Raw genomic sequence first — 16,364 nt, 5'->3', positions numbered from 1 at the left:
TACTAAATAAAAACAATAAACTTGATTAGGTTAACCTGCTTAAGTTAGTACATCGTTCTACTAACTTAAGCAGACTAGTATATCGTTCTACTAATCTTAGTTAATATTAGTACATCGTTCTACCAACAATATTGGTATATCGTTATACTAATATTGAACGATTAGCTTCTAAATTCAAAAGGTATTGAATTAGCTCTTGCGCTAAAGTTATTTAGTTAACTTTCTTTAGTATATCGTTCTACCAAACTATTATACTGCGCTAATTTAATTGTGTCAAACTTACGAAACAGTCCTTAATAACTATAAAGCGAGCCTCATACTCATTACTTCTAATTTCCGAAGTGCTCATTTTGGATCCTATTTACGTTAAAAGTGTTATTGTTCATACAAGATGAAGAACACTTATATTTACTGTGGCACAAATTATTTTATTATTTATGAAGGCTCCCTTCCTTTCGATATTCTCCACCTTTTTAGTTATCAGTTTCTGAATAAATTTCTTTTTAGCTAAAATATATGAACTGCTGTTTATTTAAATCCAATTCCAGTTATTTGCAGTCGATATGAATACCCCGTTCCTAAGTAAGTTGGAAGAATATCTCGCTTAAGTTGAGGATGGGTCAAAACGATGCGGATGATGATATAACAACTTCTGTATATATAGAAATAATGGGGCCTCATAATTTTTACAGTTTTTTGATTTTATAACGCAAAAAAAGACCAGCCAGGATGGCTGATCTTTTTAAATGGCTTGGCGGCGTCCTACTCTCACAGGGGGAAACCCCCAACTACCATCGGCGCTGAAGAGCTTAACTGCCGTGTTCGGAATGGGAACGGGTGTGACCTCTTCGCTATCGCCACCAAACATGTAAGGAACGTTGTTCCTTCAAAACTAGATAATAAGAAGGTATTTCATTTTTTAAAAAGCGTTGGTTAAGTCCTCGATCTATTAGTATCAGTCAGCTCCACATGTCACCATGCTTCCACCTCTGACCTATCAACCTGATCATCTTTCAGGGATCTTACTAGCTTGCGCCATGGGAAATCTCATCTTGAGGGGGGCTTCATGCTTAGATGCTTTCAGCACTTATCCCGTCCGCACGTAGCTACCCAGCTATGCCTTTGGCAAGACAACTGGTACACCAGCGGTGCGTCCATCCCGGTCCTCTCGTACTAAGGACAGCTCCTCTCAAATTTCCTGCGCCCGCGACGGATAGGGACCGAACTGTCTCACGACGTTCTGAACCCAGCTCGCGTACCGCTTTAATGGGCGAACAGCCCAACCCTTGGGACCGACTACAGCCCCAGGATGCGATGAGCCGACATCGAGGTGCCAAACCTCCCCGTCGATGTGGACTCTTGGGGGAGATAAGCCTGTTATCCCCGGGGTAGCTTTTATCCGTTGAGCGATGGCCCTTCCATGCGGAACCACCGGATCACTAAGCCCGACTTTCGTCCCTGCTCGACTTGTAGGTCTCGCAGTCAAGCTCCCTTGTGCCTTTACACTCTACGAATGATTTCCAACCATTCTGAGGGAACCTTTGGGCGCCTCCGTTACTCTTTAGGAGGCGACCGCCCCAGTCAAACTGCCCACCTGACACTGTCTCCCACCCCGATGAGGGGCGCGGGTTAGAATTTCAATACAGCCAGGGTAGTATCCCACCAACGCCTCCACCGAAGCTGGCGCTCCGGCTTCTCAGGCTCCTACCTATCCTGTACAAGCTGTACCAAAATTCAATATCAGGCTGCAGTAAAGCTCCACGGGGTCTTTCCGTCCTGTCGCGGGTAACCTGCATCTTCACAGGTACTATAATTTCACCGAGTCTCTCGTTGAGACAGTGCCCAGATCGTTACACCTTTCGTGCGGGTCGGAACTTACCCGACAAGGAATTTCGCTACCTTAGGACCGTTATAGTTACGGCCGCCGTTTACTGGGGCTTCGGTTCAAAGCTTCGCTTGCGCTAACCTCTCCCCTTAACCTTCCAGCACCGGGCAGGTGTCAGCCCCTATACTTCGCCTTGCGGCTTCGCAGAGACCTGTGTTTTTGCTAAACAGTCGCCTGGGCCTATTCACTGCGGCTTTTCTGGGCTATTCACCCTAAAAAGCACCCCTTCTCCCGAAGTTACGGGGTCATTTTGCCGAGTTCCTTAACGAGAGTTCTCTCGCACACCTTAGGATTCTCTCCTCGCCTACCTGTGTCGGTTTGCGGTACGGGCACCTTACATCTCACTAGAGGCTTTTCTTGGCAGCGTGGAATCAGGAACTTCGGTACTATATTTCCCTCGCCATCACAGCTCCGCCTTAATGGAAACGGGATTTGCCTCGTTTCCGGCCTAACTGCTTGGACGCGCATATCCAACAGCGCGCTTACCCTATCCTTCTGCGTCCCCCCATCGTTCAAACGATGTATAGGTGGTACAGGAATATCAACCTGTTGTCCATCGCCTACGCCTTTCGGCCTCGGCTTAGGTCCCGACTAACCCTGAGCGGACGAGCCTTCCTCAGGAAACCTTAGGCATTCGGTGGAAGGGATTCTCACCCTTCTTTCGCTACTCATACCGGCATTCTCACTTCTAAGCGCTCCACCAGTCCTTCCGGTCTGACTTCAACGCCCTTAGAACGCTCTCCTACCATCGACACCAATGGTGTCAATCCACAGCTTCGGTGATACGTTTAGCCCCGGTACATTTTCGGCGCGGAGTCACTCGACCAGTGAGCTATTACGCACTCTTTAAATGGTGGCTGCTTCTAAGCCAACATCCTGGTTGTCTAAGCAACTCCACATCCTTTTCCACTTAACGTATACTTTGGGACCTTAGCTGGTGGTCTGGGCTGTTTCCCTTTCGACTACGGATCTTATCACTCGCAGTCTGACTCCCAAGAATAAGTATTTGGCATTCGGAGTTTGACTGAATTCGGTAACCCGTTGGGGGCCCCTAGTCCAATCAGTGCTCTACCTCCAATACTCTCATCTTGAGGCTAGCCCTAAAGCTATTTCGGAGAGAACCAGCTATCTCCAGGTTCGATTGGAATTTCTCCGCTACCCACACCTCATCCCCGCACTTTTCAACGTGCGTGGGTTCGGGCCTCCATTCAGTGTTACCTGAACTTCACCCTGGACATGGGTAGATCACCTGGTTTCGGGTCTACGACCTCATACTCATTCGCCCTATTCAGACTCGCTTTCGCTGCGGCTCCGTCTCATCAACTTAACCTCGCATGAAATCGTAACTCGCCGGTTCATTCTACAAAAGGCACGCCATTACCCATTAACGGGCTTTGACTACTTGTAGGCACACGGTTTCAGGATCTATTTCACTCCCCTTCCGGGGTGCTTTTCACCTTTCCCTCACGGTACTGGTTCACTATCGGTCACTAGGGAGTATTTAGCCTTGGGAGATGGTCCTCCCTGCTTCCGACGGGATTTCTCGTGTCCCGCCGTACTCAGGATCCACTCAGGAGGGAACGAAGTTTCAACTACAGGGTTTTTACCTTCTTCGACGGACCTTTCCAGATCGCTTCGTTTACCCCGTTCCTTTGTAACTCCATGTTGAGTGTCCTACAACCCCAAGAGGCAAGCCTCTTGGTTTGGGCTAATTCCGTTTCGCTCGCCGCTACTCAGGAAATCGCGTTTGCTTTCTCTTCCTCCGGGTACTTAGATGTTTCAGTTCCCCGGGTCTGCCTTCAGTACCCTATGTATTCAGGTAAAGATACTGTTCCATTACGAACAGTGGGTTTCCCCATTCGGAAATCTCCGGATCAAAGCTTACTTACAGCTCCCCGAAGCATATCGGTGTTAGTCCCGTCCTTCATCGGCTCCTAGTGCCAAGGCATCCACCGTGCGCCCTTTCTAACTTAACCGTTAAAAAAGATCTTACAGATGCTTTGAAAAAAATTAATTGCCTTCTATCTATTATCTAGTTTTCAAGGAACAAAGCAGAAAGGATTTTCATCACATCGTGATGCATCTCTTTCCTATTTGAATGAATTACTCATTCAAAACTGAACAAAACAAAAGCGCTCTCGTAATTATCCTTAGAAAGGAGGTGATCCAGCCGCACCTTCCGATACGGCTACCTTGTTACGACTTCACCCCAATCATCTGTCCCACCTTAGGCGGCTGGCTCCATGAAGGTTACCTCACCGACTTCGGGTGTTACAAACTCTCGTGGTGTGACGGGCGGTGTGTACAAGGCCCGGGAACGTATTCACCGCGGCATGCTGATCCGCGATTACTAGCGATTCCGGCTTCATGCAGGCGAGTTGCAGCCTGCAATCCGAACTGAGAATGGCTTTATGGGATTCGCTTACCTTCGCAGGTTTGCAGCCCTTTGTACCATCCATTGTAGCACGTGTGTAGCCCAGGTCATAAGGGGCATGATGATTTGACGTCATCCCCACCTTCCTCCGGTTTGTCACCGGCAGTCACCTTAGAGTGCCCAACTGAATGCTGGCAACTAAGATCAAGGGTTGCGCTCGTTGCGGGACTTAACCCAACATCTCACGACACGAGCTGACGACAACCATGCACCACCTGTCACTCTGTCCCCCGAAGGGGAAAGCCCTATCTCTAGGGTTATCAGAGGATGTCAAGACCTGGTAAGGTTCTTCGCGTTGCTTCGAATTAAACCACATGCTCCACCGCTTGTGCGGGCCCCCGTCAATTCCTTTGAGTTTCAGCCTTGCGGCCGTACTCCCCAGGCGGAGTGCTTAATGCGTTAGCTGCAGCACTAAAGGGCGGAAACCCTCTAACACTTAGCACTCATCGTTTACGGCGTGGACTACCAGGGTATCTAATCCTGTTTGCTCCCCACGCTTTCGCGCCTCAGTGTCAGTTACAGACCAGAAAGTCGCCTTCGCCACTGGTGTTCCTCCAAATCTCTACGCATTTCACCGCTACACTTGGAATTCCACTTTCCTCTTCTGCACTCAAGTCCCCCAGTTTCCAATGACCCTCCACGGTTGAGCCGTGGGCTTTCACATCAGACTTAAGGAACCACCTGCGCGCGCTTTACGCCCAATAATTCCGGACAACGCTTGCCACCTACGTATTACCGCGGCTGCTGGCACGTAGTTAGCCGTGGCTTTCTGGTTAGGTACCGTCAAGGTACCAGCAGTTACTCTGGTACTTGTTCTTCCCTAACAACAGAACTTTACGACCCGAAGGCCTTCTTCGTTCACGCGGCGTTGCTCCGTCAGACTTTCGTCCATTGCGGAAGATTCCCTACTGCTGCCTCCCGTAGGAGTCTGGGCCGTGTCTCAGTCCCAGTGTGGCCGATCACCCTCTCAGGTCGGCTACGCATCGTCGCCTTGGTGAGCCATTACCTCACCAACTAGCTAATGCGCCGCGGGCCCATCTATAAGTGACAGCGTAAACCGTCTTTCCATCTTCTCTCATGCGAGAAAAGAACGTATCCGGTATTAGCTCCGGTTTCCCGAAGTTATCCCAGTCTTATAGGCAGGTTGCCCACGTGTTACTCACCCGTCCGCCGCTAATCTCAGGGAGCAAGCTCCCGTCGATTCGCTCGACTTGCATGTATTAGGCACGCCGCCAGCGTTCGTCCTGAGCCAGGATCAAACTCTCCGAAGAAATGTTTGACTTGCTCATTTGCTTTTTTGATAGTGTGTGCTCACTTAAAATTTAACGTTGGCGCTTTGTTTTGTTCAGTTTTCAAAGAGCAATTTCACATTCGTTCTTTCGAACGGCTGTTTATTCATCATAACATCTTATTGATTAGTTGTCAACTTCTGCGAAGTTTTTAACTTATTTTAAATCGCTGTGTTTTTCAGCGACCATTTCATCTTATCATTTTCATAGTAAGAAGTCAACAGTTATTTCTTTCAGCAATCTGCCGAAAGTGATGAAGTTTTTCGTTTGTCTTAGTTGGTGCTTATTTATATTAATCCTTTCCTGCCATAAAGTCAACACATTTCAAAATAAATATTTTCTTCTCTCAAAGTGAGATCATGAATGGGTTCAAGGGTCCGTTTTACTGAAGGAAAATACACACATTAGTTGGACAGAGCTGAAGGTATCCTGAAAAAACCTTAAAAGTTTTCATTCTTGTTTCATGACCTCGAAACAAAAAAGACCAGCCAGGATGGCTGATCTTTCTAAATGGCTTGGCGGCGTCCTACTCTCACAGGGGGAAACCCCCAACTACCATCGGCGCTGAAGAGCTTAACTGCCGTGTTCGGAATGGGAACGGGTGTGACCTCTTCGCTATCGCCACCAAACATGTAAGGAACGTTGTTCCTTCAAAACTAGATAATAAGAAGGTATTTCATTTTTTAAAAAGCGTTGGTTAAGTCCTCGATCTATTAGTATCAGTCAGCTCCACATGTCACCATGCTTCCACCTCTGACCTATCAACCTGATCATCTTTCAGGGATCTTACTAGCTTGCGCCATGGGAAATCTCATCTTGAGGGGGGCTTCATGCTTAGATGCTTTCAGCACTTATCCCGTCCGCACGTAGCTACCCAGCTATGCCTTTGGCAAGACAACTGGTACACCAGCGGTGCGTCCATCCCGGTCCTCTCGTACTAAGGACAGCTCCTCTCAAATTTCCTGCGCCCGCGACGGATAGGGACCGAACTGTCTCACGACGTTCTGAACCCAGCTCGCGTACCGCTTTAATGGGCGAACAGCCCAACCCTTGGGACCGACTACAGCCCCAGGATGCGATGAGCCGACATCGAGGTGCCAAACCTCCCCGTCGATGTGGACTCTTGGGGGAGATAAGCCTGTTATCCCCGGGGTAGCTTTTATCCGTTGAGCGATGGCCCTTCCATGCGGAACCACCGGATCACTAAGCCCGACTTTCGTCCCTGCTCGACTTGTAGGTCTCGCAGTCAAGCTCCCTTGTGCCTTTACACTCTACGAATGATTTCCAACCATTCTGAGGGAACCTTTGGGCGCCTCCGTTACTCTTTAGGAGGCGACCGCCCCAGTCAAACTGCCCACCTGACACTGTCTCCCACCCCGATGAGGGGCGCGGGTTAGAATTTCAATACAGCCAGGGTAGTATCCCACCAACGCCTCCACCGAAGCTGGCGCTCCGGCTTCTCAGGCTCCTACCTATCCTGTACAAGCTGTACCAAAATTCAATATCAGGCTGCAGTAAAGCTCCACGGGGTCTTTCCGTCCTGTCGCGGGTAACCTGCATCTTCACAGGTACTATAATTTCACCGAGTCTCTCGTTGAGACAGTGCCCAGATCGTTACACCTTTCGTGCGGGTCGGAACTTACCCGACAAGGAATTTCGCTACCTTAGGACCGTTATAGTTACGGCCGCCGTTTACTGGGGCTTCGGTTCAAAGCTTCGCTTGCGCTAACCTCTCCCCTTAACCTTCCAGCACCGGGCAGGTGTCAGCCCCTATACTTCGCCTTGCGGCTTCGCAGAGACCTGTGTTTTTGCTAAACAGTCGCCTGGGCCTATTCACTGCGGCTTTTCTGGGCTATTCACCCTAAAAAGCACCCCTTCTCCCGAAGTTACGGGGTCATTTTGCCGAGTTCCTTAACGAGAGTTCTCTCGCACACCTTAGGATTCTCTCCTCGCCTACCTGTGTCGGTTTGCGGTACGGGCACCTTACATCTCACTAGAGGCTTTTCTTGGCAGCGTGGAATCAGGAACTTCGGTACTATATTTCCCTCGCCATCACAGCTCCGCCTTAATGGAAACGGGATTTGCCTCGTTTCCGGCCTAACTGCTTGGACGCGCATATCCAACAGCGCGCTTACCCTATCCTTCTGCGTCCCCCCATCGTTCAAACGATGTATAGGTGGTACAGGAATATCAACCTGTTGTCCATCGCCTACGCCTTTCGGCCTCGGCTTAGGTCCCGACTAACCCTGAGCGGACGAGCCTTCCTCAGGAAACCTTAGGCATTCGGTGGAAGGGATTCTCACCCTTCTTTCGCTACTCATACCGGCATTCTCACTTCTAAGCGCTCCACCAGTCCTTCCGGTCTGACTTCAACGCCCTTAGAACGCTCTCCTACCATCGACACCAATGGTGTCAATCCACAGCTTCGGTGATACGTTTAGCCCCGGTACATTTTCGGCGCGGAGTCACTCGACCAGTGAGCTATTACGCACTCTTTAAATGGTGGCTGCTTCTAAGCCAACATCCTGGTTGTCTAAGCAACTCCACATCCTTTTCCACTTAACGTATACTTTGGGACCTTAGCTGGTGGTCTGGGCTGTTTCCCTTTCGACTACGGATCTTATCACTCGCAGTCTGACTCCCAAGAATAAGTATTTGGCATTCGGAGTTTGACTGAATTCGGTAACCCGTTGGGGGCCCCTAGTCCAATCAGTGCTCTACCTCCAATACTCTCATCTTGAGGCTAGCCCTAAAGCTATTTCGGAGAGAACCAGCTATCTCCAGGTTCGATTGGAATTTCTCCGCTACCCACACCTCATCCCCGCACTTTTCAACGTGCGTGGGTTCGGGCCTCCATTCAGTGTTACCTGAACTTCACCCTGGACATGGGTAGATCACCTGGTTTCGGGTCTACGACCTCATACTCATTCGCCCTATTCAGACTCGCTTTCGCTGCGGCTCCGTCTCATCAACTTAACCTCGCATGAAATCGTAACTCGCCGGTTCATTCTACAAAAGGCACGCCATTACCCATTAACGGGCTTTGACTACTTGTAGGCACACGGTTTCAGGATCTATTTCACTCCCCTTCCGGGGTGCTTTTCACCTTTCCCTCACGGTACTGGTTCACTATCGGTCACTAGGGAGTATTTAGCCTTGGGAGATGGTCCTCCCTGCTTCCGACGGGATTTCTCGTGTCCCGCCGTACTCAGGATCCACTCAGGAGGGAACGAAGTTTCAACTACAGGGTTTTTACCTTCTTCGACGGACCTTTCCAGATCGCTTCATTTACCCCGTTCCTTTGTAACTCCATGTTGAGTGTCCTACAACCCCAAGAGGCAAGCCTCTTGGTTTGGGCTAATTCCGTTTCGCTCGCCGCTACTCAGGAAATCGCGTTTGCTTTCTCTTCCTCCGGGTACTTAGATGTTTCAGTTCCCCGGGTCTGCCTTCAGTACCCTATGTATTCAGGTAAAGATACTGTTCCATTACGAACAGTGGGTTTCCCCATTCGGAAATCTCCGGATCAAAGCTTACTTACAGCTCCCCGAAGCATATCGGTGTTAGTCCCGTCCTTCATCGGCTCCTAGTGCCAAGGCATCCACCGTGCGCCCTTTCTAACTTAACCGTTAAAAAAGATCTTACAGATGCTTTGAAAAAAATTAATTGCCTTCTATCTATTATCTAGTTTTCAAGGAACAAAGCAGAAAGGATTTTCATCACATCGTGATGCATCTCTTTCCTATTTGAATGAATTACTCATTCAAAACTGAACAAAACAAAAGCGCTCTCGTAATTATCCTTAGAAAGGAGGTGATCCAGCCGCACCTTCCGATACGGCTACCTTGTTACGACTTCACCCCAATCATCTGTCCCACCTTAGGCGGCTGGCTCCATGAAGGTTACCTCACCGACTTCGGGTGTTACAAACTCTCGTGGTGTGACGGGCGGTGTGTACAAGGCCCGGGAACGTATTCACCGCGGCATGCTGATCCGCGATTACTAGCGATTCCGGCTTCATGCAGGCGAGTTGCAGCCTGCAATCCGAACTGAGAATGGCTTTATGGGATTCGCTTACCTTCGCAGGTTTGCAGCCCTTTGTACCATCCATTGTAGCACGTGTGTAGCCCAGGTCATAAGGGGCATGATGATTTGACGTCATCCCCACCTTCCTCCGGTTTGTCACCGGCAGTCACCTTAGAGTGCCCAACTGAATGCTGGCAACTAAGATCAAGGGTTGCGCTCGTTGCGGGACTTAACCCAACATCTCACGACACGAGCTGACGACAACCATGCACCACCTGTCACTCTGTCCCCCGAAGGGGAAAGCCCTATCTCTAGGGTTATCAGAGGATGTCAAGACCTGGTAAGGTTCTTCGCGTTGCTTCGAATTAAACCACATGCTCCACCGCTTGTGCGGGCCCCCGTCAATTCCTTTGAGTTTCAGCCTTGCGGCCGTACTCCCCAGGCGGAGTGCTTAATGCGTTAGCTGCAGCACTAAAGGGCGGAAACCCTCTAACACTTAGCACTCATCGTTTACGGCGTGGACTACCAGGGTATCTAATCCTGTTTGCTCCCCACGCTTTCGCGCCTCAGTGTCAGTTACAGACCAGAAAGTCGCCTTCGCCACTGGTGTTCCTCCAAATCTCTACGCATTTCACCGCTACACTTGGAATTCCACTTTCCTCTTCTGCACTCAAGTCCCCCAGTTTCCAATGACCCTCCACGGTTGAGCCGTGGGCTTTCACATCAGACTTAAGGAACCACCTGCGCGCGCTTTACGCCCAATAATTCCGGACAACGCTTGCCACCTACGTATTACCGCGGCTGCTGGCACGTAGTTAGCCGTGGCTTTCTGGTTAGGTACCGTCAAGGTACCAGCAGTTACTCTGGTACTTGTTCTTCCCTAACAACAGAACTTTACGACCCGAAGGCCTTCTTCGTTCACGCGGCGTTGCTCCGTCAGACTTTCGTCCATTGCGGAAGATTCCCTACTGCTGCCTCCCGTAGGAGTCTGGGCCGTGTCTCAGTCCCAGTGTGGCCGATCACCCTCTCAGGTCGGCTACGCATCGTCGCCTTGGTGAGCCATTACCTCACCAACTAGCTAATGCGCCGCGGGCCCATCTATAAGTGACAGCGTAAACCGTCTTTCCATCTTCTCTCATGCGAGAAAAGAACGTATCCGGTATTAGCTCCGGTTTCCCGAAGTTATCCCAGTCTTATAGGCAGGTTGCCCACGTGTTACTCACCCGTCCGCCGCTAATCTCAGGGAGCAAGCTCCCGTCGATTCGCTCGACTTGCATGTATTAGGCACGCCGCCAGCGTTCGTCCTGAGCCAGGATCAAACTCTCCGAAGAAATGTTTGACTTGCTCATTCGCTTTTTTGATAGTGTGTGCTCACTTAAAATTTAACGTTGGCGCTTTGTTTTGTTCAGTTTTCAAAGAGCAATATTTTCCATCGCTTGTTTTAGCGACTTAATTAGTCTAACACCTTTCAAACATAAAGTCAACAACAAATTATCATTTACTTGTTTATCTTTTTTGTCTCAAGCGGTGTATTTAATATATTAGCACTTGCATATAGATAAGTCAATTTAATCTTTTAAAATTCCCTTATTTTTTTCATGACCCACCTTCTTCTATATATACACTACTTTCCTTCTATAGAAGCCGGACCCTGCTAATGAATTATCAAAAACAGGAGGGCAGCCGATAATAGCTGCCCTCCTGTTATTAATGATTATTTATTGATGGAAATTACGTCCGCTTCTTCCCTATCTACATTTCCGGCCTTTTCAATCTTCACACCTTCACCTTCGGAAAGGTTAGTAAAGACGATTGGCGTAATGATAGAGCTGGCATTGTTTTTGACATACTCTATATCAACTTTAAGCAGCGGCTGTCCGCTTGTCACTTTATCTCCTTGAGCGACAAGTGCTTCGAAACCTTTGCCTTCTAACTTAACTGTATCGATCCCGACATGAATCAAGATTTCACGTCCAGCTTCTGAAACGATACCTATTGCATGTTTAGTCGGGAATAGGTTAACGATAGTACCGTCTACAGGAGAAACAACCAAGCCTTCCTCCGGTACAATTGCAAATCCATCACCCATCATTTTTTCGGCAAAAACTGCATCAGGCACTTCCGTGATCGGTTTTAATTCCCCTTTAATAGGAGAAACAAAACGCTCGGAATCTTCATCCGTCCGTAAAGGGTTCGGGACGACATCCTCAATTTGTTTTTCCACGCCTACTTCAGGAGACGCTTCTACTTTACGAGGCCTTTTTCCATCGATGATATCTTTCATTTGCCCCTTAATAGTTTCCGAACGCGGCCCGAAGATTGCCTGGATGTTATTGCCCACTTCCAGAACTCCAGCGGCACCAAGTTTCTTCAACCTATTTTTATCAACGTTACCGATGTCATTGACTGATACACGAAGACGGGTAATGCATGCATCCAAGTGAGAAATATTTTCTTTTCCGCCCATAGCATCCAAGATATCTCCAGGAAGACTTCCCGCTGTACTTGCAGATCCTTCCGCTTCCTCATCCTCTTCCACTTCACGGCCCGGAGTTTTAAGGTTAAACGTCCTTATCGCAAATCGGAATCCAAAGTAATAGATAACCGCAAAGACCAAACCAACCGGAATAACGATCCATGCATTGGTTTGCGGATTAATTAAACCGAACAGTACGTAATCGATCAACCCACCTGAAAACGTCATCCCGATTTTCACATCCAGTAAATGCATGGTCATGAATGATAGACCCGCAAACAGACAGTGGATTCCGAAAAGCACCGGTGCAACAAATAAGAATGCAAATTCAAGTGGCTCAGTAATCCCCGTCAAGAAAGATGTAAGTGCCGCAGAAGCCATCAAGCCCCCGACTATTTTCTTTCTTTCCGGTCTTGCTTCATGATAAATGGCCAAAGCCGCAGCTGGTAACCCAAACATCATGAATGGATACTTACCGGTCATGAAGGTACCTGCCGTTAAATTCTGTACACCATCTTTAATTTGTGCCATGAAGATGGCTTGGTCTCCTCTGACTGGCGTTCCCCCGCCTTGAGGGATATAGCTGCCAAATTCGAACCAGAATGGCGAATAGAAGATATGATGCAATCCAAAAGGAATCAACGCACGTTCTACAACCCCAAACACGAACGCTCCCAGAGTCAGGTTAGCACCCAACATGTTTTCGGAAAATGAATTTAACCCCGATTGAATCGTCGGCCAAACCAAAATCATCAACAACCCAAGAATAACTGCGCTTGCGGCTGTTACAATGGGTACAAAACGTTTACCTGCAAAGAATCCTAAATAAGAAGGCAGTTCAATTTCATAAAATTTATTATACATAACAGCAGCCATGACACCGACAATAATACCGCCGAACACGCCCGTTCCCAACGTCGGGATCCCCAGGACATTGCTATACACCGCACCATTGTTCTCAATGTCGGCAGCGTCAATCCCAAGAACAGTTCCCATCGTTACATTCATGATCAAGAACCCGATAATCGCAGCCAGGCCGGCAACACCCTCTCCGCCAGCTAACCCAATTGCGACCCCAACAGCAAACAACAAGGGAAGATTCCCAAAAATAATATTTCCGGCATTCTCCATTACCGATGCAACCATTTCCACTCCGCCACTCGCAAGAAACGGGGCGATATCCAACAAAGTTTCGTTTTGCAATGCATTACCAAACGCAAGTAAAATTCCGGCCGCCGGTAAAATGGCTACAGGAAGCATCAAAGCTTTTCCGATTTTTTGCAAAACGCCAAACAACTTCTTAAACATAGGTTTTCCTCCTCTTTACTGTTTTTCCATGCTAATAAAACGGTTACATTAAACGATGGCATTCATCTTCCCACGCATCAGAATTCAAATACAAAAAAGGCATAAGCAAAGATAGGATTGAAATGAAAATTCAGGTATATAATACCCTCTTTCATAACAATCATTCTCCTCACTTATGCCTGATCGAATCAGTAACACGTAAGTTAATGTACTTTTATTTTATTTTCTTTTGTAATCGTTGGATATGCATCGTTAGATAGACAGCTTCCGCATCACAAACCGGTTTGCCTAATTTCTGCTGCATAATTTTTATTAGCTTCCAAGAGATATTGTAACACAGAGGATATTCTTCTTTCAATAGCATTGCTATTTTTTCGGGTTCCTCAACTTTTTCCCCAGCCAACACCCTGTCTATCATGAATCTTAAATGACGGACCAAACGTGAATAGTCTATGCTATCCTTATTAATTTGTACGTTGAGCTGTTCTTCAACGACTTGGATAAGATGATAGATTAACTGCGAATGCTGATTGACTTCCGATAAGTCCTTATTTGATATTGCACTATGAATATGAAGCGTAATAAAACCGATTTCCCCTTGGGGCAGGCCTATGCCTGTCTTATCTTGAATTAATTCGATTACATCAACAGCAATATCATGTTCAAAAGGATAAAGGGTTATCGTTTCTTTCAAGAATGGGTTTTTGATAGTCATTCCTTGTGAAACACGCTGAAGGGCGAACAATAAATGATCAGTTAAGCCGACATGTATATGTTCATTGAGTTTTCCAGTTACTCGGTCGTTAATGAGATGAATGGATTCTATAATGGCAGCTTGAAGATTTTGATCGATCTGCGGCAAAAGTTTTTTGTAACTTTCCTGTTCCTTAACATTTTTCAGGACAAACGTTTTCTCCGCAAGTTCCGGACTTAACTCTTCGCCCTTCTTTCGGTTGAAGCCTAAGCCCTTTCCAATAGAAACGACTTCTCCATACGACGGATGCGTGGCAATCACCACGTTATTGTTCAAAACCTTTTCAACGATAAAACCATTCATTTTTCTCCCTCTTTTTTTCTCAAAGTCATCCCTATGCCCCATACAGGATAAAGTACTAAGTACTTAGTCTTTTTACTATACACGATATGAGCTTTCTCTTACAACATGAAAGAAGAGCCCCGAAATCGGGACTCTCCTTATACACTTGCATTATTACTTCAAGAAAATGAAATATAGCAGGAAGACGACTCCAAGACCCCACATGATTGGGTGAACCTCTTTAGCTCTCCCTTTCATCGACATGGTGATCGGATAGAAAATGAATCCGCAAGCTATACCTGTCGCAATTGAATATGTCATAGGCATCATGATGACCGTAAAGAAGGCCGGAACTGCAATTTCGAACTTCTGCCAGTCAATATTTTTAAGTGATGATGCCATTAACACTCCGACTATAACCAATGCCGGCGCAGTCACCGCAGATGTCACCACTGAAAGAAGCGGGAAGAAGAAAAGGGATAGGACAAACAGTAAACCTGTCACTACAGCCGCAAAACCGCTTCGAGCACCAGCCGCAACACCTGATGTAGACTCTACATATGATGTCGTGGTGGATGTACCAAGAATTGCTCCTGAAACGATGGATAATGAATCAGCAAGCAATCCTTTTCCCACTCTAGGAAGTACATTATCCTTCATTAGTCCAGCTTGTTGCGCAACAGCCACTAACGTACCGGCTGTATCAAAGAAAGCTACGAACAAGAAGGTCAATATCACGATTAACATTTGACCAGTGAAGAGATCACCGGGATTTCCGAAGGCATCGAAAGCAACCCCGAATGTTGGCGCTATGCTAGGGACGGCACCGATTATTTTCTCCGGCACCGGAACTTGTCCAAAGATCATCCCTGCAATGGCCGTAATGACCATTCCTATGAACACGCCGCTTTTGACGCCTCTCGTCATCAAAATGACGGTTACGACAATTCCGAACACAGCCAATAATGTATTTCCTGATGTCAAGTCGCCCAGTCCGACAAGCACGCTGTCATCATTCGTGATGATTCCAGCATTCTGAAACCCTACAAAGGTAATGAACAAACCGATACCGGCTCCAACTGCGTATTTCAATTCGACCGGAATTGCATTAATGATTTTCTCACGTATTCCCGATAGGGAAAGCAAAACGAAGATTATACCTGAAATCAATACCCCTGATAAAGCCGTCTGCCAAGGAATCCCAAAACCAAGTACAACGGTGAAAGCGAAGAAAGCATTCAATCCCATGCCCGGGGCAAGCGAGATTGGATACCTGGCTATAAGCCCCATCAATATCGAGCCAATTGCAGCTGCTAAGGCGGTAGCTGCAAAAACCGCTCCGTAGTCCATTCTCAATTCATCCGGATAGTCCTCGATGCTTTGTAAAGTCAGCATCACAGGGTTAACAACCAGGATATATGCCATTGAAAGGAACGTAGTCAGCCCGCCAAGTATTTCACGGCGATAATTAGTTCCCAGCTCGTTAAACCGAAAATAATTTTTCATTATGAGTCTCCCCTATCTAAAATCATAAGCCAACAGAAAATGCCCCATTCACTTTCGAACGGGGCTTGACTGCGGTCATGTAAAGAAGTGGCGGTTTATCCATACTCGCCAATCCATACACATCGTAGTCAAGCCGTTCACGGCAGCTTGGTAGAAACTTTTGGGCCATATCCCCAATATTATACGACAATTATGTTTTTTTATTATTATAGGTATAGTGTACCAATCACTAAAATAATCGTCAATATACCAAACGAATATTTTTTATGTAATTTTAGGCAATGTTCGCTTTTCACTATATATTCCTTACTTATTATGACTATATATTCGCCAACATACGGGAAATGTAAGTAATCTACATATTCAAAAATTAATTTAACCAAAAAAAATCAGTGAAGGTCAATTCC

3 protein-coding genes, 6 rRNA genes and 1 riboswitch are annotated in these 16,364 nt (G+C 47.3%); all 9 genes read right to left on the bottom strand.

Annotated features, from left to right (window positions below):
- Positions 1–749 precede the first annotated feature (749 nt).
- Positions 750–865, bottom strand: a 5S ribosomal RNA gene (gene rrf / locus QNH43_RS01965).
- Positions 866–929: 64 nt separating this feature from the next.
- Positions 930–3,861: ribosomal RNA gene (locus QNH43_RS01960) — 23S ribosomal RNA — on the bottom strand.
- 178 nt (positions 3,862–4,039) lie between these two features.
- Positions 4,040–5,590, bottom strand: a 16S ribosomal RNA gene (locus tag QNH43_RS01955).
- 531 nt (positions 5,591–6,121) lie between these two features.
- Positions 6,122–6,237 (bottom strand): 5S ribosomal RNA (gene rrf / locus QNH43_RS01950).
- 64 nt (positions 6,238–6,301) lie between these two features.
- A 23S ribosomal RNA gene (locus tag QNH43_RS01945) occupies positions 6,302–9,233 on the bottom strand.
- Positions 9,234–9,411: 178 nt separating this feature from the next.
- Positions 9,412–10,962, bottom strand: a 16S ribosomal RNA gene (locus QNH43_RS01940).
- Together the 16S, 23S and 5S rRNA genes form the textbook arrangement of a ribosomal RNA operon.
- A 383-nt stretch (positions 10,963–11,345) precedes the next feature.
- Positions 11,346–13,415: a glucose-specific PTS transporter subunit IIBC gene (ptsG, locus tag QNH43_RS01935; RefSeq protein ID WP_283916614.1), complete on the bottom strand. Its 2,070-nt coding sequence runs from the start codon at positions 13,413–13,415 to the stop codon at positions 11,346–11,348.
- A 214-nt stretch (positions 13,416–13,629) separates the two neighbouring features.
- Positions 13,630–14,472: a glucose PTS transporter transcription antiterminator GlcT gene (gene glcT / locus QNH43_RS01930; RefSeq protein ID WP_283900321.1), complete on the bottom strand. Its 843-nt coding sequence runs from the start codon at positions 14,470–14,472 to the stop codon at positions 13,630–13,632.
- Between the two features lie 153 nt (positions 14,473–14,625).
- On the bottom strand, positions 14,626–15,957 hold the full coding sequence (locus tag QNH43_RS01925; RefSeq protein ID WP_063235528.1) for an NCS2 family permease: 1,332 nt from the start codon (positions 15,955–15,957) through the stop codon (positions 14,626–14,628).
- A gap of 105 nt (positions 15,958–16,062) precedes the next feature.
- A riboswitch (purine riboswitch) is annotated at positions 16,063–16,164 on the bottom strand.
- Between the last annotated feature and the right edge of the window lie 200 nt (positions 16,165–16,364).

Source organism: Peribacillus simplex, from assembly GCF_030123325.1.
Taxonomy (GTDB): domain Bacteria; phylum Bacillota; class Bacilli; order Bacillales; family DSM-1321; genus Peribacillus; species Peribacillus simplex_D.
Note: the sequence above shows the minus strand (reverse complement) of the source record. Positions and strands in the feature narration are given on the sequence as shown.

Bases quoted from the DNA above. Each gene is read 5' to 3' on its own strand.
- glcT (WP_283900321.1), bottom strand. From the start codon at position 14,472: ATGAATGGTTTTATCGTTGAAAAGGTTTTGAACAATAACGTGGTGATT.
- ptsG (WP_283916614.1), bottom strand. From the start codon at position 13,415: ATGTTTAAGAAGTTGTTTGGCGTTTTGCAAAAAATCGGAAAAGCTTTG.
- QNH43_RS01925 (WP_063235528.1), bottom strand. From the start codon at position 15,957: ATGAAAAATTATTTTCGGTTTAACGAGCTGGGAACTAATTATCGCCGT.